The organism is Halomonas sp. THAF12, from assembly GCF_009363675.1.
GTDB classification, from domain to species: Bacteria; Pseudomonadota; Gammaproteobacteria; order Pseudomonadales; family Halomonadaceae; genus Halomonas; species Halomonas smyrnensis.
In genome coordinates this window covers 2,579,808-2,599,618 of record NZ_CP045399.1, presented here as the reverse complement: position 1 = coordinate 2,599,618, position 19,811 = coordinate 2,579,808, and the positions used below count along the sequence as shown (strand labels likewise).

Here is a 19,811-nt window from a genome sequence, read left to right as displayed (position 1 = left end):
GCCCATGTCGAGGACCCGCCTGGCCATTCGCTGGACCCTGACGCTGCTGGCGGCGGCGCTCACCCTGGTGGCGCTGCTCACCCTGGTGCTGCGCCTGCTGCTCGGCCAGGTCGACCAGCTGACGCCCCGCCTCGAAGCGCTGCTCTCGGCGCGCTTCGATGCCGCGGTGCATCTGGACACCCTCGACGGCGGAGTGTCCGGCCTCGATCCCGAGCTCGCGCTGCGCGGGCTCTCGCTGCGTGCGGCCAGCGGTGACCGGCCCCTGCTCGAGCTCGGCGACGCTCGTCTGCGGCTCGATGCCGGCGCCAGCCTGCGCGACGGCATGCCGGTGGTGGCCGATGCACGGCTGTCCGACATCACCCTGCACCTCTACCAGGCCGCGGACGGTCGCTGGCGCTGGCCGGAGCCGGCCGATGTGCCCCCCGAACTGATTCCCGACGGCCAATTCGATCTCGATCGCCTGGACTTCTGGGTCGGGGTGCTGCTGCGCCAGCGCGCCTGGGCCGAGAACATCGAGCTGGTGCTCCACGGCCGCGAGCGCGAGGCGGTGCTGGAGGCGCCGCGTCTGCTGATGGTCGGCGACGCCCGGCGCACGCATCTGGAGGGGCGGGTACGGCTGCGCGGCCGGTCGGGAGAGGCCGCGAGGGTGGTCATGGAGCTGGTGCCGGGCGAGGGGCTCGACGACTTCGGCGCGGCCCTGCAGGCCGACATGAGTCTCGACAGCCTCACCGGGCTGTCGTCGCTGTTCGGCGTCGAGGCGCTGCCGGACTTCGATGACCTGACGGGCGAGGCACGACTATGGGGGCGCTGGACCCATGGGCGCCTGGCCGATGCGCGCCTCGACGTCGCCTCGCCACGACTGGCGCTGAGCCGGCCGGACGATGACGCGGCCGCGGCGCCGGACATCGTGCTGGAGAACGCCACGCTGCGCGGCCAGTGGCGACGCGCGGCCGGTGCGGAGGACTGGCAGGCCTGGGTACAGGCCGATGCCGATCAGACCGCCGGCCCCGAGGCCTCGTCCGCGTCGCGCGCCCTGCCGCGGGACTGGTACCTGCGGGGCAACGACAGCGACTGGTGGCTCACCACCGGCCCCTTCGATCTCGAGGCCCTGGCCGCCTGGCGCTCGCATCTGCCGCTGCCGGAGGCGCTGGACCGCGGCGTGGCCACGCTGGCCCCGCGCGGGCGCGTCGATGCCCTCGGCGCCGGCCTGAAAGACGGCACCTGGCGGGCCCGGGTCAGTGCCAGCGGGGTGAGCGTGGCGCCCTGGGAAAAGGCCCCGGGCGGCGGTCCGCTGGCGCTGTGGCTGGAGGCCGACGGCAATCACGGCAGCGTGCGCTTCGTCGGCGGCGAGGGCACGGAACTGGCTTTCCCCGAGGTCTTCGAGGCGCCGATGTCGCTCGACCATGCCAGCGGCGAGGTGAGCTGGCGCTATGACGGCGAGCGCGGCTTCGTCAGCGGACGGCAGCTCTCGGCGGGCTGGCGCGGCGCCGAGGTGAGCGGCGAGTTCGGCCTGGCCACCGGTGGCCCCGGCCGCGGCGGCTTCGGTCTCGCGCTGGATTTCCGCGACGTGGACGCCCGCTCTCGGCCGCTGGTCGACTGGCTGCCGATGGTGCTGCTGCGCGAGGAAGCCCCGGCGCTCGCCGACTGGCTGTCCGCCGGGCTGGCCGGTCGGGTGCCCGCGGGCGCGCTGCGCCTGCACGTGCCGCTGCGCGACGAGCAGACCGGGCTTTCCTCCATCGAGCCGACGCTGGATCTGGATCTCGACGTCGAGGAGGGGCGGCTGCCGTTCGCCGACGGCTGGCCGGCGCTGGAGGGCGTGGCCGGCCGCCTGCGCCTGCGTGGCGAGACCCTCGAGGCCGAGGTGGACACCGCCGAGAGCCTGGGCATCCGCACCCGTGAGGCCGAGGTGCGCCTCGAGGACGATCGACTGTCGGTCAGCGGGCCGCTCGTCGCCGACGCGCCGGCGCTGGCGCGCTATCTCGCCGCGATGCCCGTGGACGGCATCGAGGCGGTCGCCGACTGGCAAGGCGAGGGAAGCCTCGAGGCCGATCTCGACCTCGAGATGGCGCTCGACGATGCCGACTCGCTGCGTCTCGACATCGCCGGCGACGCCGATCTGACGCGCCTGACCCATTCGGCCAGCGGGCTGGTCTTCCACGACATCACGGGACCGCTGGCCTGGCATCAGCGCGGCGAGGCGGGCTCCCTCGACGGCCGCCTGAGCGGGCGGCTGCTGGGCGGGCCGGTCGACGCCGAGCTGGCCACCGGCGAGGGGCGTGTCGCGCTGTCGGGCACCGCCCGGCCCGGGGCGCTCACCGAGCTGGGAGCGCCGGCCGGCATCGGCGACGTGCTCGCCGGCCCGCTGGCCTGGCGCGGCAGCGTCGATCTCGATGCCGACACGCCGACCCTGAGCCTGTCGAGCGAGCTGCGTGACCTGGCCATTGCGCTGCCGGCGCCGCTGGGCAAGGCGGCCGGCACGCCGCGGGACCTGCGCCTGACCTTCGCCCTGGCCGAGTCCGGGCCCTGGTCGGGCCGCCTGGGCACGAGCCTCGGCTGGCGCTGGCGCCCCGGACGCGGCGGTCAGGGCCAGGCCTGGCTCGGGCGGGAGGCGCCCGCGACCTGGCCCGGCGAGCCCGGCTGGACGCTGCAGGCCTATCTGCCGCGCTTCGATGCCCGGGCCTGGGGCAGCGCCCTGGCGCCGCTGTCCGGCGGGGCGCTCGAGGGTTCCGCCGGCGGCTCGGGCCGCAGCCCCATCGCCCATCTGATGCTGGATACCGACTGCCTGAGCGTCGAGCAGCGCTGCCTCGGCTCGATGATCGTCGAGGGCCAGCCGCTGTCCGGCGGCTGGGAGCTGGCGCTGGACGGCAGCCTGCTGACCGGCCGCTTGGCCTACCGGCCGGACCTTGCCCAGCCGCTCGACGTGTCGCTGGCGCGGCTGCGCCTCGATGGCCTGCTGCCGGCCGAGTCGGCCCCGGCCTTGGAGGGAGGCGGCCGCCTGCTCGAGGAGCTCGAGGTGCCGCCGACGCCGGCCGCCATGCCGGCCTCGCTCGGCGCGCTGCCGGCGGGCCGGCTGAGCGTCGACGAGCTGAGCTATCAGGGCCGACCGTTCGGCCCCCTGAACGCCCAGTGGCGGACCGAGTCGGATCGGCTGGTGATCGATCCGCTGGCGCTGACGCTGGGCGAGATCGACGCCCGCGGCAGCCTGACCTGGGAGGCCGCCGGCCCCGAGGCCAGCCTGACCCGGGCGCGGCTGGACGTGGACGGCCGCGATCTGGGCAGCGCCCTGGAGGCGCTCGGCCAGCCGGTGGCGATCCGCAACGCCGACACCCGGGTCGACGGTCAGCTGGCCTGGCCCGGTGCCCCCTGGCAGTTCGCCCTGGCGCGTTCCCGGGGCAACCTGGCGGTGGCGCTGCGTGACGGTCGCTTCGTCAACCTGGAATCGCCCTCGGCGCGGCTGGTCGGCCTGCTCAACGTGGACAACCTGCTGCGCCGGCTGACCCTGGACTTCTCCGACGTCACCGGGCATGGCACCGCCTTCGATCGTGTCAGCGGCGATGCGACCCTGTATGGTGGAGTGCTGGAGACCCGCGGTCCGGTCGAGATCGATGGTCCGGCCACCCGCTTCACCCTCGACGGCAGCGTCGACCTGGCGCGGCGGGAACTCGACCAGCGTCTGGGCATCACACTGCCGGTGAGCAACAACCTGCCCCTGGCGGCGGTGATCGCCGGGGCGCCGGTGGTCGGAGGGGCGCTGTTCATCGCCGACAAGCTGTTCGGCGACGCCCTCGACCGCGTGACCCGAATTCACTATCGCGTGGAGGGGCCCTGGACCTCGCCGCGCATCGCTCTGGAAAGTGCCGAATGACATCACACACGCAACCCCTGCTCGACCAGGCCGCCGAGGCGCTGCTGACCCCCGGCGGGCTCGATCTCGATGCCCTGGACACCGGCCTCGGCCACGCCATGGGCGCCGGCATCGACTACGCCGATCTGTACTTCCAGCGCAGCTGGCATGAGGGCTGGGTGCTGGAGGACGGTGAGGTCAAGGAGGCCAGCTACAACATCGACGGCGGCGTCGGCGTGCGTTCCCTGGCCGGCGAGAAGACCGGCTTCGCCTACTCCAACCAGATCTCCATGGAAGCCCTGGCCGAGACCGGCCGCACCGCCGCCGGCATCGTGCGCAGCGGCCGGAAGGTGGATGCCGCCCCGCGCGTGGTGACGGCGCCGGCCGCCCGCTACGCCGGCATCGATCCGCTGGCCGGACTCTCCGCCGACGAGAAGGTCGCCATGCTCAAGGAGGCCGATCGCGTGGCCCGGGCCGCCGACCCGTCGGTGAGCCAGGTCAGCGCCTCGCTGACCGGCGTCTACGAGGTGGTGCTGGTGCGTGCCAGCGACGGCACCCTGGCCGCCGACGTGCGGCCGCTGGTGCGCTTCAACGTCAGCGTGATCGCGGTGCGCGACGGCCGCCGCGAGCGCGGCAGCGCCGGCGGCGGTGGCCGCTATCCGATGTCCCGCCTGCGCGACGAGAACGTCGCCGAGCGCTTCGCCAAGGAGGCGGTGCGTCAGGCGCTGGTCAATCTCGACGCCGTGGATGCCCCGGCCGGTCAGATGCCGGTGGTGCTGGGCGCCGGCTGGCCGGGCATCCTGCTCCACGAGGCGGTGGGTCATGGCCTCGAAGGCGACTTCAATCGCAAGGGCAGCTCGGCCTTCGCCGGGCGCATGGGCGAGCGGGTGGCCGCGCCCGGGGTGACCGTGGTCGATGACGGCACCCTGGCCGACCGTCGCGGTTCGCTGTCCGTCGACGACGAGGGCACGGCGACCCAGTGCACCACGCTGATCGAGGACGGCATCCTCACCGGCTACATGCAGGACAAGCTCAACGCCCGGCTGATGGGCATGGCGCCCACCGGCAACGCCCGCCGCGAGTCCTTCGCCCACATGCCGATGCCGCGCATGACCAATACCTACATGCGCGCCGGCCAGGACGACCCCGCCGACATCATCAAGAGCGTCTCCCGCGGCATTTATGCCGTGAGCTTCGGCGGCGGCCAGGTGGACATCACCTCGGGCAAGTTCGTGTTCTCGGCCAGCGAGGCCTACCTGATCGAGGACGGCCGCATCACCGCGCCGGTCAAGGGCGCGACCCTGATCGGCAACGGCCCGGAGGCCATGGGCCGCGTGTCGATGATCGGCCATGACCTGGAGCTGGATACCGGCATCGGCGTGTGCGGCAAGGAAGGGCAGGGCGTGCCGGTGGGCGTCGGTCAGCCGACGCTGAAGCTCGACGAGCTGACCGTCGGCGGCACCCAGTCGTAGCAAGGAAGCCGCTGCGGAACGGAACTGATGGGGATGGGCGCCGGGGACAAGGTGAAGCGAGGGTTTTTGCCATGGGTGAGGCGATTCTCGCCGAACGGGTTGGCCATGGATGGCCAGCACCGGTCCTGCAAGCGAAGCAGGATGCGAGAGCGCCGAAGGGCAAAAGTAGCGCCCAGGGATGGGTTCACAGCGCCTCGCGGAGCCTTGTCGCCGGGAAGGCCCATCCCTGGCTGGTCGACTGAGAGATAGCGTCTTGGGCTTTTTGAGGCGTCTTACAGCTCGGCGGTCTCGCGGATCAGCTTGAACAGCCGGCGGGCGTTGGTCGGCGGCTTGCCCTGATCGCGCTCGCGACGGGCGTTGCGGATCAGCTGGCGCAGGGCCTGGCGGTCGACCCCGGGGTAGTCGGCGATGAAGGCCTCGAGCGCGTCGTCGTCCTCGATGAGGCGGTCGCGCCACTGCTCCAGGCGATGGAAGGCGTGGTCGCGGCGCAGCTGCTCGCGGTCCATCTCGTCGAACACCGCCTGGATGCCCTCGAGGTCCTCGCGGCGCATCAGCTTGCCGACGTACTGCATGTGCCGGCGGCGGGCCTCGCGGGCGCGGATGCGGCCGGTTTCCTCGATGGCCGCCAGCAGGTCGTCGGACAGTGGGAAGCGGTCGCGTTCGGCCTCGCGCATGGCGATCAGCCGTTCGCCGAGCTCCTGGAGGGCATGCATCTCGCGCTTGAGCTGCGACTTGCTGGGCCGTTCGTCGGCCGGAGAGAAATCATCCTGGGTCATGCGGCGTCCTGATTCATGAGAGGGGCGTTAGGCATCGGCCCAGTATACCAGCCCGCCGCGTCGGGCTGGCCAAACGACCATGTTGTGTATCGGCCGCGTGGCCGGTCGAGTGAGGAGTCAAGACGATGACACAGGCTTTCGATGCCGTCGCCCAGCAGTCGCTGCTGGAAACCCGCGCCGAGGCGGCCCTGGCGCTGGCCCGCCGGCTCGGCGCCGATGCCTGCGAGGTGGGCGCCAGCGTCGACCAGGGCGTGGGGGTCAACGTGCGCGAGGGCGAGGTCGAGACCGTCGAGCTGTCCCGCGATCAGGGCATCGCGGTGACCGTCTATGTCGGCCAACGCAAGGGCAGTGCCTCGTCCACCGATGCCTCGGAGGCGTCGATCCGGGACGTGGTCGAGAAGGCCATGGCCATCGCCCGCTATACCGGCGAGGATCCGGCCTCGGGGCTCGCCCCGGCCGAGCTGATGGCCCGGGAACTGCCGGACCTCGACGTCCATCATCCCTGGGCGCTGTCCACCGAGGAGGCGGTCGAGCTGGCGCTGGCCTGCGAGAATGCCGGGCGCGGCCAGGCAGGCATCAAGAGCTCCGACGGCGCGGGGCTGTCCAGCGGCGAGGGCGTGCGCGTCTATGCCAACAGTCACGGCTTCCTGGGCAGTCAGCGCGGCAGCCGCCATTCGCTGTCCTGCATGCTGATCGCCGAGGACGAGCACGGCATGCAGCGCGACTACGACTACACCAGCGCCCGCGATCCTCGCGAGCTGCTGGCCCCCGAGGCGGTGGGCGAGAGCGCCGCCCGGCGCACCCTGCGCCGGCTGGGCGGCCAGCGCCCGGCCACCGGGCGGATGCCGGTGCTGTTCGATCCGAGCCTGGCGTCGGGGCTGGTCGGCAGCTTCCTCGGCGCCATCGCCGGCGGCACCCTCTATCGCCAGTCCTCCTTCCTGTGCGACCGCCTCGGCGATGCGCTCTTCCCCGAGTGGTTCTCGCTGCAGGAGAAGCCGCGACTGATGCGCGGCATGGCCAGCAGCGCCTTCGACGGCGATGGCGTGGCGACCCGCGACAACGTCTTCATCGACCAGGGCAGGCTGGCCAGCTACATGCTGTCCGCCTACAGCGCGCGGCGGCTGGGCATGGAGACCACCGGCAACGCCGGCGGCGCCCGCAACCTGCGCCTCACCGCGCCGCTCGAGTCCCAGGAGGCCCTGCTCGCGCGCATGGATCGCGGCGTGCTGGTCACCGAGCTGATGGGCCAGGGCGTCAACGGCGTCACCGGTGACTACTCCCGCGGCGCCGCGGGCTTCTGGGTCGAGAACGGCCGCATCCAGCATCCGGTGGAGGAATTCACCATCGCCGGCAACCTGGCGACGATGTTCCAGGGGCTGGTCGGCGTCGGCGACGACATCGACACCCGCGGCAGCATTCACACCGGCAGCTGGCTGATCGACGAGATGACCGTGGCCGGCAGCTGAGCCGGCCACGGTAACGACACTCCAAACACAAAGCCCGCGAGATACTCGCGGGCTTTTTTCGTTCGAGGCTCGGTCGCGTGTCGCGTCAGGTCTCTTCGTCGAAGCGGGCCTCGAACAGGGCTTCCAGCGCGTCCAGCACCGCCTCGCCGTCGTCGCCGTCGGCCTCCAGGGTCAGCTCGGTGCCGCAGGGGGCGGCCAGCATCAGCAGCGCCATGATGTTGGCGGCATCGGCCTGCTGGTCGCCGTGGCAGACGATGACCCGCGAGGCGAAGGGCTGGCAGCACTGCACCAGGCGGGTGGCGGCGCGGGCGTGCAGGCCGCGCTTGTTGGTCAGGGTGAGCTTGCGGCTGGGCACGTGACTAGCGATCCTTGGCGTCGTTCGGGGCGGGGAGCGTGAGTTGCAGGCCGAGCTCGCGGTGACGCAGGCGAACGCCGGCGTGGGTCTCGGCGAGTCGCCGGGACAGCCGCTCGGCCAGGTAGGTGGAGCGATGCTGACCGCCGGTGCAGCCGATCGCCACGGTCAGGTAGCTGCGCTGGCTGGCCCGGTAGCGGGGCAGCCAGCGCTCGACCCAGGCCAGGATGTCGGCGGCCATCTCGTCGACCACCGGATAGCTCTCGAGGAAGGCGATCACGCTGTCGTCGCGGCCGGTCGCCTCGCGCAGCCGCGGGTCCCAGTAGGGGTTGGGCAGGCAGCGGACGTCGAACACGATATCGGCGTCGAGCGGCACGCCGCGCTTGAAGCCGAAGGACTCGAGGGTCAGCGTCAGCCCTTCGCGGCGATGGCCGGCCACCTGGTCGGTGATGCGGCCGCGCAGGTCGTGCACCGAGAGCCGCGAGGTGTCGATCAGCAGGTCGGCGAGGTCGCGGATCTCTGCCAGGGCGTCTTCCTCGCGGTCGATCGCCTCGGCCAGCGTCATCTCGGTGTCCCGGGTCAGGGGGTGGCGGCGCCGGGTGGCGGAATAGCGCTCCAGCAGGATGCGTGCGTCGGTGGTCAGATAGATCACCTGGCACTGGATGTCGCGGGAGCGGACGTCCTCGAGCAGCGCCGGGAAGCGCTCCAGGGCGTGGGGCAGGTTACGGGCGTCGATGCTGACCGCCACGGCGCTGCGAAGGGACTGACCGCTGCGCAGCTCGTCGACCAGCGGGCCAAGCAGCATCGCCGGCAGGTTGTCGATGGCGTAGAAGCCGAGGTCCTCGAGGGCCTGCAGGGCGATCGACTTGCCGGAGCCGGAGCGTCCGCTGATGATGACGAGCTGCATGACGGGTCGGGTCTCCTGGTCGAGGCGGCGGCGCTCAGCCGCGACCGCTGGCGGCCGGTGCCTGTCGTCGGATGGCGTCGAGGAGGCTGTCGTGAAGCTCGCGCTGGCTGCCGGCCCGGCGCAGGGCGCTGCGGGTCTCGGCGTCGTTCATCACGCTGGCCACCTGGCCGAGCAGGGCAAGGTGGGCGTCGTCGGCTTCCTCGGGAACCAGCAGCACGAACACCAGGTCGACGGGTTCGCCGTCGATGGCATCGAAGTCGACCGGTTCGGCGAGCTTGAGAAAGCCGGCGATGGGCGCCTTGCAGTGCGGGTTGCGGGAGTGGGGAATGGCGACCCCGTGCCCGATGCCGGTGCTGCCCAGCCGTTCGCGCCCGATCAGCCGGCTGAAGACTTCCTGGCTGTCGAGACTCGGAATGTTCTGGGCAATGAAGGTGCTGAAGAATTCCAGCACCCGTTTCTTGCTCCCCCCGGGCACGCCGAAGAGGGTGCGCTCGGGGGGAAGGATGGTTTCAAGAGACATGACTCAGCGGACGCTTGCGGCGCCCTGGGCGCGGGCCTGGGTCTTTTCCTTGTGCTTGACGAGCTGGCGGTCCAGCTTGTCGGCAAGGGCGTCGATGGCGGCGTACATGTCGGCATCCATCGCTTCGGCGTGCAGATCGGCACCGGCGGCGTGCAGCGTGCAGGCGGCCTGCTGGCGTTCTTTTTCGACGGAGAGCGTGACCTGAACGGTGGTGATGTTGTCGTAGTGACGTTCCAGGCGGGAGAGCTTCTCCTGCACGTAGTCACGCAGGGGCTCGGTCAATTCCACGTGATGGCCGGTGAGGTTGACTTGCATGACACGCTCCTTGCTCCTTGGGTGGTGACTCGATTGTAACCCTTTTTGATGCCTTGCAAACCCCCCGCGACAGACGCGTTTTCACGCTCTGGAAATCGCCTTCGGCGGGGTCTCAGCCGAGGCGTTTCCGCTGGCTGGAAGACGGGATGTGCATCGCTTCGCGATACTTGGCGACGGTGCGACGGGCGACCTCGATGCCCTCCTCGGCGAGCAGGGTGACCAGCTTGCTGTCGGACAGCGGCTTGCGTGGCGGCTCGCCCTCGATCAGCTTGCGGATGCGGGCGCGGATCGCGGTGCTGGAGTGGGCGTCCTCGCCGTCGCCGACCTGGCTGGAGAAGAAGTACTTGAGTTCGAAGACGCCGCGCGGCGTGTGGATGAACTTCTGGGTGGTGACCCGGGAGATGGTCGATTCGTGCATCTCCACGGCCTGGGCGATGTCGGCCAGGATCAGCGGCTTCATGGCTTCCTCGCCGCGCTCGAGGAACTCGATCTGACGGGTCATCACCTCGTGGCCGACCCGCAGCAGGGTATCGTTGCGGCTGGCCAGGCTCTTGATCAGCCAGCGCGCCTCCTGCAGGTGGTCCTTGAGAAACTGGTTGTCGTCGCTCTTGTCCGCGCGCTTGATCAGCGCCGCGTAGTCGGGCTGGATGCGCAGCCGCGGCATCGCCTCGGGGTTGAGCTCGACGCGCCAGCCCTGGGGGGTGTGGCGGGCGATCAGGTCGGGAATCACGTAGTCGCTGTCGCCGCTGGCGAATTCGCTGCCCGGCCGTGGGTCGAGGCCGCGGATCAGGGCGATGACCTCTTCGAGGGTATCGTCATCGAGCCCCAGGCGCCGCTTGAGCAGCCGGCGATCGTTGCCGGCCAGGGCCTCCAGGAACTGGCGCACCAGGCGCCGGGCCTGGGGCAGCAGCGGGGTGTCATCGGGCAGGGTGGCGAGCTGCAGCAGCAGGCACTCGCGCAGATCGCGGGCGAACACCCCGGTGGGCTCGAACTGCTGCAGGCGCAGCAGCACCGCTTCGACCTCACGGGTGGCGAGCCCCTCGAGGCCCTGGGCGCGCAGGCCATCGCGCAGCTCGTCCAGCGGCTGATCCAGATAGCCGTCCGGGGTCACGGCATCGATCAGGCTCTCGGCGATGCGCCTCTCGCGCTCATCGAGACCGCTCATCGCCAACTGCCAGACGAGATGGCTCTGCAGGCTCTGGCCGGCGGCCTGGCGCTCGAAGTCGGGGGCCTCACCGCTGCCGCCGGCGTCCTGGAAGGTGTCGGACCAGTCGCTGTCGACGCTGAGCTCTTCCGGGATCTCGTCCGACCAGTCGTCGTCCGGCGTCTCGCTGACGGCCTGTTCGCCGAAGTCGTCCTCGAGCTCGAGCATGGGATTGGCCTCGAGGGCCTGCTGGACCTCCTGGCGCAGATCGAGGGTCGAGAGCTGCAGCAGGCCGATGGCCTGCTGCAGCTGAGGGGTCATGGTCAGCTGGGTGCCGACACGCAGTTGAAGGGATGCCTTCATGGCCATGGGCGAGCGGTCCGATCCTGCGGTGAAGAGGTCTTCCACCCTAGTGCCCGGGCGTCCGCCATGCAAGCGTGTTCGCAGCAATTAGCGTGCCAACGGCAATCACCATGCCCGTCCGTGCATGGCGGCAGTATATCAGTGACTTGCGAAGACCAAGGGGTCAGAGGCGGAAGTCCTGGCCCAGGTAGACGTCGCGCACCCGCTGGTTGGCGAGGATCTCCTCGGCGTCACCCTCGGCGATGATCTGGCCGTCGCCGACGATGTAGGCGCCGTCGCAGATGTCCAGCGTCTCGCGCACGTTGTGGTCGGTGATCAGCACGCCGATCTCGCGCGCCTTGAGCTGGCGGATGATGCCCTTGATGTCGCCCACCGAGATGGGGTCGACGCCGGCGAAGGGCTCGTCGAGCAGGATGAAGTCGGGCTCGGTGGCCAGCGCCCGGGCGATCTCGACCCGCCGGCGTTCGCCGCCGGACAGGCTCATGCCCAGGTTGTCGCGGATGTGGGTGATGTGGAATTCCTCCAGCAGCGCCTCCAGGCGCGCCTTGCGGCCGCTGCGGTCGAGGTCGCGGCGGGTCTCGAGGATCGCCATGATGTTGTCGGCCACCGACAGCTTGCGGAAGATCGAGGCTTCCTGTGGCAGGTAGCCGATCCCGGCCTGGGCGCGCTGATGCATGGCGGCGCCGGAGAGGTCGCGGTCGTCGATGGCGACACGGCCGGCGTCGGCGCGGACCAGCCCGACGATCATGTAGAAGGAGGTGGTCTTGCCGGCGCCGTTGGGGCCCAGCAGGCCGATGATGCGGCCCTGCTGGATCTCCAGGCTGATGTCGTGGACCACGCGGCGACGCTTGTAGCTCTTGGCCAGGTTCCGGGCGCTCAGGGTCTTCATGGGCCGTCCTGCTGTTCCGGCTCGAGGGTCATGCGCACGCGCTGGCTCTCGCCGACGCCCTGGGCGTCGGAGCGGGCCTGCACCACCCGGCGATCGAGGAAGTATTCGAGGTAGCCGCCGTCGAAGGTGTCGCCGCCCTGGTGCAGCTCGGCCTGGTCGACCAGCTCGATGCGCCGCTCGGCCACGTGGTAGATCACGGTGCGGCCCCAGGCGCGGACCAGCGGCTGATCCGGGGAGGGCTGCTGCTCCAGGTAGGCGCGCTGGCCGGTGGCGGTGGCGGTGGTCAGCTGGCCGGCGTCGTTGCGCTGGATCTCCACGCGGTCGCCGGTCAGCTGCATGCTGCCCTGCTGGATGCGCACGTCGCCCTGGTAGACGGCGGTGCCGGCGCGATCGTCGAGGTCCAGCCGGTCGGCCTCGACCTGGATGGGGGCGCTGGCGTCACCTTCCAGCGCCAAGGCGCCGGGGGCGGCCAGCGCGGTGGCGAGCAGTGCGGCGCTGAGCAGTGAGGCGAGGGATCGCGTCATGACTCGGGGTCCTCCTGGGTGTCCGGCGGGTGGTGGCCGCGCACATTGTCGGTCAGTCGGGCGCGGTTGTCATCGAGCCAGGCGTCGAAGCGCTCGCCACGCATCCGCTGCGGCGGCTGGCTCAGTCGCGCCGGCGTGTCGCTCCAGGCGTGACCGGCGAGGCTGTCGTAGTGCAGGCGCTCGGTCTCGAGCCGCCAGCGCTCCTCGGGGGCGGTCAGCACCGCCTGGCCCTGGAGGGTGAGCAGGCGCTGACCGTCTTCCAGGCGTCCGCGCTCGGCGTCGGCCAGCCACAGCCGGCCCTCGCTGTCGCGGAGCTCGGCGTGGGGCGTGGTCAGCCGGGTGACGTCGTCGACCGGCGTGTGCTCCAGGCGCGGCGTGGTCAGTCGCTGGTGCGGTGCGCCCTGGGCGTCGAAGCGCGTCAGGTGCGCGTCTTCCAGATAGTAGTCGGGCTCTCCCGTCTCGCCCTGGGGCGCGGGGCCCGGCGGTGCCTCGGGGCGCTGGTCGAGCAGCGCCAGGCCGCCGCCGAGGGCGAGCAACAGCAGGAACAGCCAGGTGCGAAAACCGGGGCGGGGGAGGCGCATGGCGTCAGTCCTGGCCGTTCAGGTAGGTGTCGAGCACGGCGTCCAGCCGGTCCTGGGCCTGGAGCAGGGTGTCGCAGATCTCGCGTACCGCGCCATGGCCGCCCTCGCGCTCGGTGACCCAGTCGGCGTGCCGGCGGATGTAGCTCGGCGCGCCGGGCACGCTGATGCCGACGCCGGCCCGATGGATCGGGGCCAGGTCGGGCAGGTCGTCACCGCAGTAGGCGATCTCGGAGAGGTCCAGCGCCAGGTCCCGGCAAAGCTGGCGCAGCGTCGGCAGCTTCTTCTCGATGCCCTGATGGAGATGTCGGATGCCGAGCGCGCTGGCGCGGCGAGTGACCATCGGCGAGTCGCGGCCGGTAATCAGCGCCACCTGGATGCCGGCGCGTTGCACCAGCTTGAGGCCGTGGCCGTCGAGGGTGTGGAAGGCCTTGAGGCTGTCGCCGTCGGCATCGAAGTAGAGGCGGCCGTCGGTCAGCACGCCGTCCACGTCCAGGGCCAGCAGGCGCACACGGCGCAGCCGCTCGACCAGGTCCGGATGCTGCAGGGGGGCGTCTGAGGACATGGAATCTCCTTGGGTCAGATGACGCCGCTGGCCAGCAGGTCATGCATGTGCAGGGCGCCCACCGGGCGGCCGTCGTCGTCCACCACGGCCAGCGCGGTGATGCGGTTGTCTTCCATCAGGCGCACGGCCTCGGCGGCCAGGGTGTCGGGCGAGACCCGCTTGCCGGGCACGGTCATCACCTGATCCACCGTCAGCGACGACAGGTCGTTGAACTGATCCAGGGTGCGGCGCAGGTCGCCGTCGGTGTAGACCCCGGCCAGCAGGCCGTCGGGGGCGATCACGCAGGTGAAGCCGAGCCCCTGACGGGTGATTTCCAGCAGCGCATCGCGCAGCGGGCTGCCCAGCGCGACCTTCGGCAGGCGGCTGCCCTGGTGCATCAGGTCCGAGACCTTGAGCAGCAGGCGCTTGCCGAGGCTGCCGCCGGGATGCGAGAGCGCGAAGTCCTCGGCGGTGAAGCCGCGGCTCTCGAGCAGTGCCACGGCCAGGGCGTCACCCAGCGCCAGGGCGGCGGTGGTCGAGGAGGTTGGGGCCAGGTCCAGCGGGCAGGCCTCGCGCTCGACACCGGCGTCCAGATGGGCTTCGGCGTGGCGAGCCAGGGTCGAGCCGGGGCGGCCGGTCATGCTGATCAACGGTGCGCCGAGGCGCTTGATCAGCGGCAGCAGGGCGGTGACCTCGGCGGTCTCGCCGGAGTTCGACAGCGCCAGCACCACGTCGCCGGGCGTGATCATCCCCAGGTCGCCATGGCTGGCCTCGCCCGGATGCACGAAGAAGGACGGGGTGCCGGTGCTGGCGAGGGTGGCGGCGATCTTGCTGCCGATGTGGCCGGACTTGCCCATGCCGGTGACCACCACGCGGCCGCGACAGGCCAGTATCAGCTCGCAGGCACGCTCGAAGTCGCCGTCGAGGCGTTCGACGAGGGCGCCGACGGCCTGCTGCTCCAGCCGCAGGGTGCGTTCGGCGCTGGCCAGCAGGCCGGCGGGGAAGGAGGAATCGTCTGTCATGAGAGGATTGTTGCCTGTCGCGGGGTTGGGCTCAAGGGCGGGCGGCCGAATCGGCGCCGGCGGGCCGCGCAAAAGGGCGCTCATTGAACCCGCTGAGGCCGCTCGGCGCAAGCCGGGACATGACGGCGCTGGCGCCCCGGGCGATGGTTAGGATACGATGTTCGATAATCTATCAGGGAATTCAATGGATGACTGATTCTCCCCTCATCGAGGTGGAGGGCCTGCGCTTCTCTCGCGGAGAGACGGAGATCTTCCGCGGTCTCGATATGGTAGTGCCCCGCGGCAAGATCACCGCGATCATGGGGCCCAGCGGCACCGGCAAGACCACTCTGCTCAAGCTGATCGGCGGCCAGCTCGTGCCCGATGCGGGGCGGGTGCGGATCGCCGGCGAGGACGTGCACGGCCTGTCGCGCAAGGCGCTGTTCCGGCTGCGTCGCCGCATGGGCATGCTGTTCCAGAGCGGGGCGCTGTTCTCCGATCTCGACGTGTTCGAGAACGTGGCCTTCCCGCTGCGCGTGCATACCGACCTGCCCGAATCGATGGTCCGCGACCTGGTGCTGATGAAGCTCCAGGCCGTGGGGCTGCGCGGCGCCCGCGGGCTGATGCCGTCGGAGCTCTCCGGCGGCATGGCGCGGCGCGTGGCGCTGGCGCGGGCGATCGCCCTGGACCCAGACCTGATCCTCTACGACGAGCCCTTCGTCGGCCAGGACCCGATCTCCATGGGCGTGCTGGTGCAGCTGATCCGCCGGCTCAACGACGCCCTCGGGCTGACCGCCGTGGTGGTGTCGCACGATATCAAGGAGACGCTGTCCATTGCCGACTACGTCTACGTGATCGCCGACGGTCGGGTGATGGCCCAGGGCACGCCGCAGAGTCTCGACGTGGATCGTGACCCGCGGGTCAGTCAGTTCATCCACGGCGAGCCGGACGGCCCGGTGCCGTTCCACTATCCCGCCATGAGCTTCCACGACGATCTGCTCGGCACGGGAGGGCCGCGATGACCGCTCTGATTCGGCGCCTGGGACGCATGGGCTGCGATCTGACCGAGGGGCTCGGCCAGGCGACCCTGCTGCTCGTGCAGTCGGCCGTCGGCGTGCCCTCCGCCGAGGGCATTCGCCTGTGGCTGCGCCAGATGTACTTCGTCGGCGTGCTGTCGCTGGCCATCGTGCTGGTCTCGGGCCTGTTCATCGGCATGGTGCTGGGCCTGCAGGGCTATACCATCCTGGTCGACTTCGGCGCCGAGGATGCGCTCGGGCAGATGGTGGCGCTGTCGCTGCTGCGCGAGCTGGCGCCGGTGGTGGCGGCGCTGCTGTTCGCCGGCCGCGCCGGCTCGGCCCTGACCGCCGAGATCGGCCTGATGAAGGCCACCGAGCAGCTCACCAGCATGGAGATGATCGGCGTCGACCCGCTGCGCCGGGTGGTCGCGCCGCGCCTGTGGGCCGGCTTCGTCGCCCTGCCGCTGCTGACCATCGGCTTCGGCGTGATCGGCGTCTGGGGCGGTGAGCTGGTCGGGGTGAAGTGGCTGGGCGTCTTCGAGGGCTCCTACTGGGGCAACATGCAGGCCAGCGTCGAGTTCGTCGATGACGTGCTCAACGGCCTGGTCAAGAGCCTGGTGTTCGCCCTGGTGGTCACCTGGATCGCGGTCTATCAGGGCTATGCCCTGGTGCCGACCTCGGAGGGCATCGCCCGCGCCACCACGCGTACCGTGGTCTACGCCTCGCTGGCGGTGCTGGGGCTGGATTTCGTACTGACCGCCCTGATGTTCGGCGGGCTCGCCTGAGTCCGACGGGCGGGCAAGATGGCGGCCGGGCGCCGCCGCGGATTTGTGGAGACATGGAATGAAGCGCAGCAAGACGATGGAACTGGGCGTCGGCCTGTTCATGCTGGCCGGCATCCTGGGGCTGCTGTTCCTCGCCCTGAGGGTCAGCGGTCTGAGTCTCGAACCCCCGGGCGACGACTTCCGCCTGGAGGCCAATTTCGCCAACGTCGGCGGCCTCAAGCCGCGCGCCCGGGTCACCATGGCCGGGGTCACGGTGGGCCGGGTCGAGAGCATCGAGTTCGACTCGGAGTGGTACGACGCGCGGGTGGTGCTGACGCTCGATGATGAGCTCGAGGGCCAGCTGTCCGAGGACACCACCGCGGCGATTCTCACCTCCGGGCTGCTCGGCGAGCAGTACGTGGGGCTGTCGGTGGGCGGCGCCCCCGAGACGCTGGCGGACGGCGATCGCATTCGCGATACCCAGTCCGCCCTGGTGCTGGAAGAGCTCATCCAGCAGTTCGTGTCCAACATGGCCAAGGAGTGAACCCGATGAATGCAACGAGCCTTTCCCGGCGCCTGGCCGGCGTGCTGATGCTGCTGGCGATGTGCCTGGCGGCGCTGCCGGCGATCGCCCAGGCCAACACCCCCGAGCAGATGATCCGCGACAGCGTCGATGAGCTGATGGGCGACATCGAGGGGCGCAAGGACTACTACCGCGAGCACCCCGGCGAGCTGGAGGCCGTGGTCGACGACAGCCTCGAGCAGGTGGCCGATTTCCGCTACATCGGTGCCAGCGTGATGGGGCGCTACTTCCGCAACGCCTCTCCGTCGCAGCGCTCGCGCTTCGTCGACACCTTCCGCCAGACCCTGATCGACACCTACGCCAAGGGCCTGGTGACCTTCGATTATCAGGACATCCGGGTGCTCGAGAACCAGGACGCCTCGCGCTACGAGGATCAGGCCAGCGTCGAGATGGAAGTGGTGGCCAGCGACGGCACCGTCTATCCGGTCAGCTATTCGCTGCGCCAGGATGACGGCCAGTGGAAGGTGGTCAACGTGATCGTCAATGGCATCAACCTGGGGCTGACCTTCCGCAACCAGTTCGATCAGGCGATGCGCGACCAGAACCGCGACTACGATGCCGTGATCGATGGCTGGGCGCCGGAGCTCGCCGTCGAGGAGCTGGAGCAGGGCGACGAGGGATGAGCGTGCTGCTGGACAACGGCGCCAATCGTCTCGAGGCCGACGGCGAGGTGCTGTCGGTGTCCGGTGAGGTCGACTTCGCCAGCGCCGCGGAGATCGCCGCGACCGGCCAGCGCTGGCTCGCCGGCCTGAGCGAGGGCAGCCGCGTGGTCTTCGACCTCGGTGGGGTGGGGCGCGTCAGCAGTGCGGCGGTCAGCGTGCTGCTGGAATGGGCGCGCCAGAGCCGGGCCAGCGGCCTCGAGCTCGAGGCGGTGCGTCTGTCGCCGCCGCTGGCCCGGCTGACCGAGGTCGCGGGTGTCGATACCCTGCTGCCGGTGCAGGCGAGCGTCGACGCCGCCGAGGCGTGAGCGGGGCCATGCGCAAGGGGCCGGGAGCGACAGCATCGCTCCCGGCCCTTTTTCATGCCGAGGCCTGTCATGGCGACGCTCGCCGGCCGGCCGACACGCTGTCGGCGTGGCTGTCGCCGACCGCACGCGTCGCCTACGCGAACGTCGCCAACGGCGTCGCTTTTCATTACCATGGTCGGCTGTTCGTCCCGCCATCGCGTTGCGGTGGCGCTTTCACGGATCAACCATTTTCTAGCGAGGGTTCGATGCTTCCCACTGAGGTCAAGGCGCTGCTCGAGAGCCGGCTCGATGGCTGCGAATTCCATATCCAGGGCGAGGGCTGCGACTTCCAGGTGGTCGCCGTCGGCGAGGTGTTCGAGGGGCTGTCCCGCGTCAAGCGCCAGCAGCTGATCTACGGCGCGCTGTCCGACGAGATCGCCTCCGGCGCCCTGCACGCCGTGACCATCAAGACCTACACCCCCGAGCAGTGGCAGGGTGCCGCCGAGAACAAGGGGGCCTGAGGCTCGAGGTGACATGGACAAGCTGATCATTACCGGCAACGGCCCCGTCGATGGCGAGGTCTGGGCCAGCGGCGCCAAGAACGCCGCCCTGCCGATTCTCTGCGCGACCCTGCTGGCCGATGAGCCGGTGACCATCGGGAACCTGCCGCATCTGCAGGACATCACCACCACCCTCGAGCTGCTCGGCCACATGGGCGTGCAGCCGGTGATGGGCGAGCGCATGAGCATCCAGCTCAATGGTGCCCAGGTGACCGACTGTCACGCGCCCTACGAGCTGGTCAAGAAGATGCGCGCCTCGATCCTGGTGCTCGGCCCGCTGCTGGCCCACTTCGGCCAGGCCGACGTGTCGCTGCCCGGCGGCTGCGCCATCGGCTCCCGGCCGGTCGATCTGCATATCCGCGGCCTCGAGGCCATGGGCGCGGACATTCGCGTCGAGGGTGGCTACATCCGCGCGCGGGTCGACGGTCGCCTCAAGGGCGCGACCATCTTCTTCGACACCGTTACCGTGACCGGCACCGAGAACCTGCTGATGGCCGCGGTGCTGGCCGAGGGCACCACGGTGCTCGAGAACGCCGCCCGCGAGCCCGAGGTCATCGATCTGGCCGAGTGCCTGATCAAGATGGGCGCCAACATTCGCGGCCACGGCAGTGACACCATCGTCGTCGAGGGCGTCGAACGCCTGCACGGCGCCGAGCACGACGTGATGCCGGACCGCATCGAGACCGGCACCTTCCTGGTCGCCGCGGCGCTGTCGCGGGGCAAGGTGAAGGTGCGCAACACCCGCGCCGATATCCTCGAGGCGGTGCTGGCCAAGCTCGAGGAGGCCGGCGCCAGCGTGACCACCGGCGAGGGCTGGATCGCGCTGGACATGCACGGCAAGCGGCCCAAGGCGGTCAACGTGCGCACCGCGCCCTATCCGGCCTTCCCGACCGACATGCAGGCCCAGTTCGTGGCCATGAACGCGGTGGCCGAGGGCACCGGGCGGGTGGTCGAGACGATCTTCGAGAACCGCTTCATGCACGTCCAGGAGCTCAACCGCATGGGCGCGAGCATCGCGCTCGAGGGCAACACCGCGGTGATCACCGGGGTCGAGAGCCTGTCCGGCGCGCCGGTCATGGCCACCGACCTGCGGGCCTCGGCGTCGCTGGTGATCGCGGCGATGATGGCCGAGGGCGAGACGCTGGTCGATCGCATCTACCACATCGATCGTGGCTACGAGTGCATCGAGGAAAAACTGCAGCTGCTGGGCGCCAGGATCCGGCGCATCCCGGGCTGAGCCGACAACA

Annotated in this window: 21 protein-coding genes; 10 read left to right on the top strand and 11 right to left on the bottom strand. The window is 70.4% G+C overall.

What is annotated here, in order from left to right; all coding sequences use genetic code 11:
* The first annotated feature begins 4 nt into the window (after nt 1-4).
* A complete protein-coding gene (locus tag FIU88_RS11980) occupies nt 5-3,865 on the top strand; it encodes a YhdP family protein (RefSeq protein ID WP_152479399.1) in 3,861 nt (1,286 codons plus the stop codon).
* Complete coding sequence (gene tldD / locus FIU88_RS11975; RefSeq protein ID WP_152479398.1) at nt 3,862-5,316, top strand: metalloprotease TldD; 1,455 nt, start codon at nt 3,862-3,864, stop codon at nt 5,314-5,316. Before FIU88_RS11980 ends, tldD begins: the two co-directional genes overlap by 4 nt.
* A 272-nt stretch (nt 5,317-5,588) precedes the next feature.
* On the opposite strand, the gene yjgA is transcribed toward tldD, so the two are convergent.
* Nucleotides 5,589-6,092, bottom strand: coding sequence for a ribosome biogenesis factor YjgA (gene yjgA / locus FIU88_RS11970; RefSeq protein ID WP_152479397.1), 504 nt, complete (start codon nt 6,090-6,092; stop codon nt 5,589-5,591).
* Nucleotides 6,093-6,217: 125 nt separating this feature from the next.
* On the opposite strand from yjgA, the gene pmbA reads away from it, so the two are divergent.
* Nucleotides 6,218-7,558 (top strand): metalloprotease PmbA, encoded by a 1,341-nt coding sequence (gene pmbA / locus FIU88_RS11965; protein ID WP_152479396.1) that lies wholly within the window; start codon nt 6,218-6,220, stop codon nt 7,556-7,558.
* An 85-nt stretch (nt 7,559-7,643) separates the two neighbouring features.
* On the opposite strand, the gene FIU88_RS11960 is transcribed toward pmbA, so the two are convergent.
* The 10 genes from FIU88_RS11960 to FIU88_RS11915 all read right to left on the bottom strand — a co-directional run bounded on the left by FIU88_RS11960 (nt 7,644) and on the right by FIU88_RS11915 (nt 14,716).
* Nucleotides 7,644-7,913 carry an HPr family phosphocarrier protein gene (locus tag FIU88_RS11960; RefSeq protein WP_152479395.1) on the bottom strand — a complete coding sequence of 90 codons (270 nt, stop codon included), beginning with the start codon at nt 7,911-7,913 and terminating at the stop codon, nt 7,644-7,646.
* Nucleotides 7,914-7,917: 4 nt separating this feature from the next.
* Nucleotides 7,918-8,817 (bottom strand): RNase adapter RapZ, encoded by a 900-nt coding sequence (gene rapZ / locus FIU88_RS11955; protein WP_152479394.1) that lies wholly within the window; start codon nt 8,815-8,817, stop codon nt 7,918-7,920.
* 34 nt (nt 8,818-8,851) lie between these two features.
* Nucleotides 8,852-9,337, bottom strand: a complete 486-nt coding sequence (locus FIU88_RS11950) for a PTS sugar transporter subunit IIA (RefSeq protein ID WP_026068359.1) — start codon at nt 9,335-9,337, stop codon at nt 8,852-8,854.
* A 3-nt stretch (nt 9,338-9,340) separates the two neighbouring features.
* The gene (raiA, locus tag FIU88_RS11945) at nt 9,341-9,652 is read right to left on the bottom strand and encodes a ribosome-associated translation inhibitor RaiA (protein ID WP_016854429.1); all 312 of its coding nucleotides are present in this window, start codon (nt 9,650-9,652) and stop codon (nt 9,341-9,343) included.
* Nucleotides 9,653-9,764: 112 nt separating this feature from the next.
* On the bottom strand, nt 9,765-11,165 hold the full coding sequence (locus FIU88_RS11940; protein ID WP_152479393.1) for an RNA polymerase factor sigma-54: 1,401 nt from the start codon (nt 11,163-11,165) through the stop codon (nt 9,765-9,767).
* A gap of 157 nt (nt 11,166-11,322) precedes the next feature.
* Nucleotides 11,323-12,048, bottom strand: a complete 726-nt coding sequence (lptB, locus tag FIU88_RS11935; RefSeq protein WP_016854427.1) for an LPS export ABC transporter ATP-binding protein — start codon at nt 12,046-12,048, stop codon at nt 11,323-11,325.
* Nucleotides 12,045-12,572 carry a lipopolysaccharide transport periplasmic protein LptA gene (lptA, locus tag FIU88_RS11930; RefSeq protein ID WP_152479392.1) on the bottom strand — a complete coding sequence of 176 codons (528 nt, stop codon included), beginning with the start codon at nt 12,570-12,572 and terminating at the stop codon, nt 12,045-12,047. Before lptA ends, lptB begins: the two co-directional genes overlap by 4 nt.
* A complete protein-coding gene (gene lptC / locus FIU88_RS11925) occupies nt 12,569-13,153 on the bottom strand; it encodes an LPS export ABC transporter periplasmic protein LptC (RefSeq protein WP_016854425.1) in 585 nt (194 codons plus the stop codon). The genes lptA and lptC overlap by 4 nt, the downstream gene beginning before the upstream one ends.
* A gap of 4 nt (nt 13,154-13,157) precedes the next feature.
* Nucleotides 13,158-13,715, bottom strand: a complete 558-nt coding sequence (locus FIU88_RS11920; RefSeq protein WP_152479391.1) for an HAD family hydrolase — start codon at nt 13,713-13,715, stop codon at nt 13,158-13,160.
* Nucleotides 13,716-13,729: 14 nt separating this feature from the next.
* Nucleotides 13,730-14,716 (bottom strand): KpsF/GutQ family sugar-phosphate isomerase, encoded by a 987-nt coding sequence (locus tag FIU88_RS11915; protein WP_016854423.1) that lies wholly within the window; start codon nt 14,714-14,716, stop codon nt 13,730-13,732.
* Nucleotides 14,717-14,904: 188 nt separating this feature from the next.
* Between FIU88_RS11915 and FIU88_RS11910 the strand changes: the two genes are divergently transcribed.
* From FIU88_RS11910 to murA, 7 genes are all read left to right on the top strand, one after another.
* Entirely contained in the window at nt 14,905-15,717 is an 813-nt protein-coding gene (locus tag FIU88_RS11910; RefSeq protein WP_152479390.1) for an ABC transporter ATP-binding protein, read from the top strand.
* A complete protein-coding gene (gene mlaE / locus FIU88_RS11905; RefSeq protein WP_152479389.1) occupies nt 15,714-16,496 on the top strand; it encodes a lipid asymmetry maintenance ABC transporter permease subunit MlaE in 783 nt (260 codons plus the stop codon). The genes FIU88_RS11910 and mlaE overlap by 4 nt, the downstream gene beginning before the upstream one ends.
* A gap of 58 nt (nt 16,497-16,554) precedes the next feature.
* A complete protein-coding gene (gene mlaD, locus FIU88_RS11900) occupies nt 16,555-17,019 on the top strand; it encodes an outer membrane lipid asymmetry maintenance protein MlaD (RefSeq protein ID WP_016854420.1) in 465 nt (154 codons plus the stop codon).
* Between the two features lie 5 nt (nt 17,020-17,024).
* Complete coding sequence (locus tag FIU88_RS11895; RefSeq protein ID WP_016854419.1) at nt 17,025-17,681, top strand: phospholipid-binding protein MlaC; 657 nt, start codon at nt 17,025-17,027, stop codon at nt 17,679-17,681.
* On the top strand, nt 17,678-18,025 hold the full coding sequence (locus FIU88_RS11890) for a lipid asymmetry maintenance protein MlaB (protein ID WP_152479388.1): 348 nt from the start codon (nt 17,678-17,680) through the stop codon (nt 18,023-18,025). Before FIU88_RS11895 ends, FIU88_RS11890 begins: the two co-directional genes overlap by 4 nt.
* Before the next feature lie 245 nt (nt 18,026-18,270).
* Nucleotides 18,271-18,525 carry a BolA family protein gene (locus tag FIU88_RS11885; protein WP_016854417.1) on the top strand — a complete coding sequence of 85 codons (255 nt, stop codon included), beginning with the start codon at nt 18,271-18,273 and terminating at the stop codon, nt 18,523-18,525.
* Nucleotides 18,526-18,538: 13 nt separating this feature from the next.
* A complete protein-coding gene (murA, locus tag FIU88_RS11880; RefSeq protein WP_016854416.1) occupies nt 18,539-19,801 on the top strand; it encodes a UDP-N-acetylglucosamine 1-carboxyvinyltransferase in 1,263 nt (420 codons plus the stop codon).
* Nucleotides 19,802-19,811: the final 10 nt, after the last annotated feature.

What these genes read in the sequence shown, in the direction of transcription:
- FIU88_RS11980 (WP_152479399.1), top strand. Translation starts at nt 5, where the DNA reads ATGTCGAGGACCCGCCTGGCCATTCGCTGGACCCTGACGCTGCTGGCG.
- tldD (WP_152479398.1), top strand. Translation starts at nt 3,862, where the DNA reads ATGACATCACACACGCAACCCCTGCTCGACCAGGCCGCCGAGGCGCTG.
- yjgA (WP_152479397.1), bottom strand. Translation starts at nt 6,092, where the DNA reads ATGACCCAGGATGATTTCTCTCCGGCCGACGAACGGCCCAGCAAGTCG.
- pmbA (WP_152479396.1), top strand. Translation starts at nt 6,218, where the DNA reads ATGACACAGGCTTTCGATGCCGTCGCCCAGCAGTCGCTGCTGGAAACC.
- rapZ (WP_152479394.1), bottom strand. Translation starts at nt 8,817, where the DNA reads ATGCAGCTCGTCATCATCAGCGGACGCTCCGGCTCCGGCAAGTCGATC.
- FIU88_RS11950 (WP_026068359.1), bottom strand. Translation starts at nt 9,337, where the DNA reads ATGTCTCTTGAAACCATCCTTCCCCCCGAGCGCACCCTCTTCGGCGTG.
- raiA (WP_016854429.1), bottom strand. Translation starts at nt 9,652, where the DNA reads ATGCAAGTCAACCTCACCGGCCATCACGTGGAATTGACCGAGCCCCTG.
- FIU88_RS11940 (WP_152479393.1), bottom strand. Translation starts at nt 11,165, where the DNA reads ATGGCCATGAAGGCATCCCTTCAACTGCGTGTCGGCACCCAGCTGACC.
- lptB (WP_016854427.1), bottom strand. Translation starts at nt 12,048, where the DNA reads ATGAAGACCCTGAGCGCCCGGAACCTGGCCAAGAGCTACAAGCGTCGC.
- lptA (WP_152479392.1), bottom strand. Translation starts at nt 12,572, where the DNA reads ATGACGCGATCCCTCGCCTCACTGCTCAGCGCCGCACTGCTCGCCACC.
- lptC (WP_016854425.1), bottom strand. Translation starts at nt 13,153, where the DNA reads ATGCGCCTCCCCCGCCCCGGTTTTCGCACCTGGCTGTTCCTGCTGTTG.
- FIU88_RS11920 (WP_152479391.1), bottom strand. Translation starts at nt 13,715, where the DNA reads ATGTCCTCAGACGCCCCCCTGCAGCATCCGGACCTGGTCGAGCGGCTG.
- FIU88_RS11915 (WP_016854423.1), bottom strand. Translation starts at nt 14,716, where the DNA reads ATGACAGACGATTCCTCCTTCCCCGCCGGCCTGCTGGCCAGCGCCGAA.
- FIU88_RS11910 (WP_152479390.1), top strand. Translation starts at nt 14,905, where the DNA reads ATGACTGATTCTCCCCTCATCGAGGTGGAGGGCCTGCGCTTCTCTCGC.
- mlaE (WP_152479389.1), top strand. Translation starts at nt 15,714, where the DNA reads ATGACCGCTCTGATTCGGCGCCTGGGACGCATGGGCTGCGATCTGACC.
- mlaD (WP_016854420.1), top strand. Translation starts at nt 16,555, where the DNA reads ATGAAGCGCAGCAAGACGATGGAACTGGGCGTCGGCCTGTTCATGCTG.
- FIU88_RS11895 (WP_016854419.1), top strand. Translation starts at nt 17,025, where the DNA reads ATGAATGCAACGAGCCTTTCCCGGCGCCTGGCCGGCGTGCTGATGCTG.
- FIU88_RS11890 (WP_152479388.1), top strand. Translation starts at nt 17,678, where the DNA reads ATGAGCGTGCTGCTGGACAACGGCGCCAATCGTCTCGAGGCCGACGGC.
- FIU88_RS11885 (WP_016854417.1), top strand. Translation starts at nt 18,271, where the DNA reads ATGCTTCCCACTGAGGTCAAGGCGCTGCTCGAGAGCCGGCTCGATGGC.
- murA (WP_016854416.1), top strand. Translation starts at nt 18,539, where the DNA reads ATGGACAAGCTGATCATTACCGGCAACGGCCCCGTCGATGGCGAGGTC.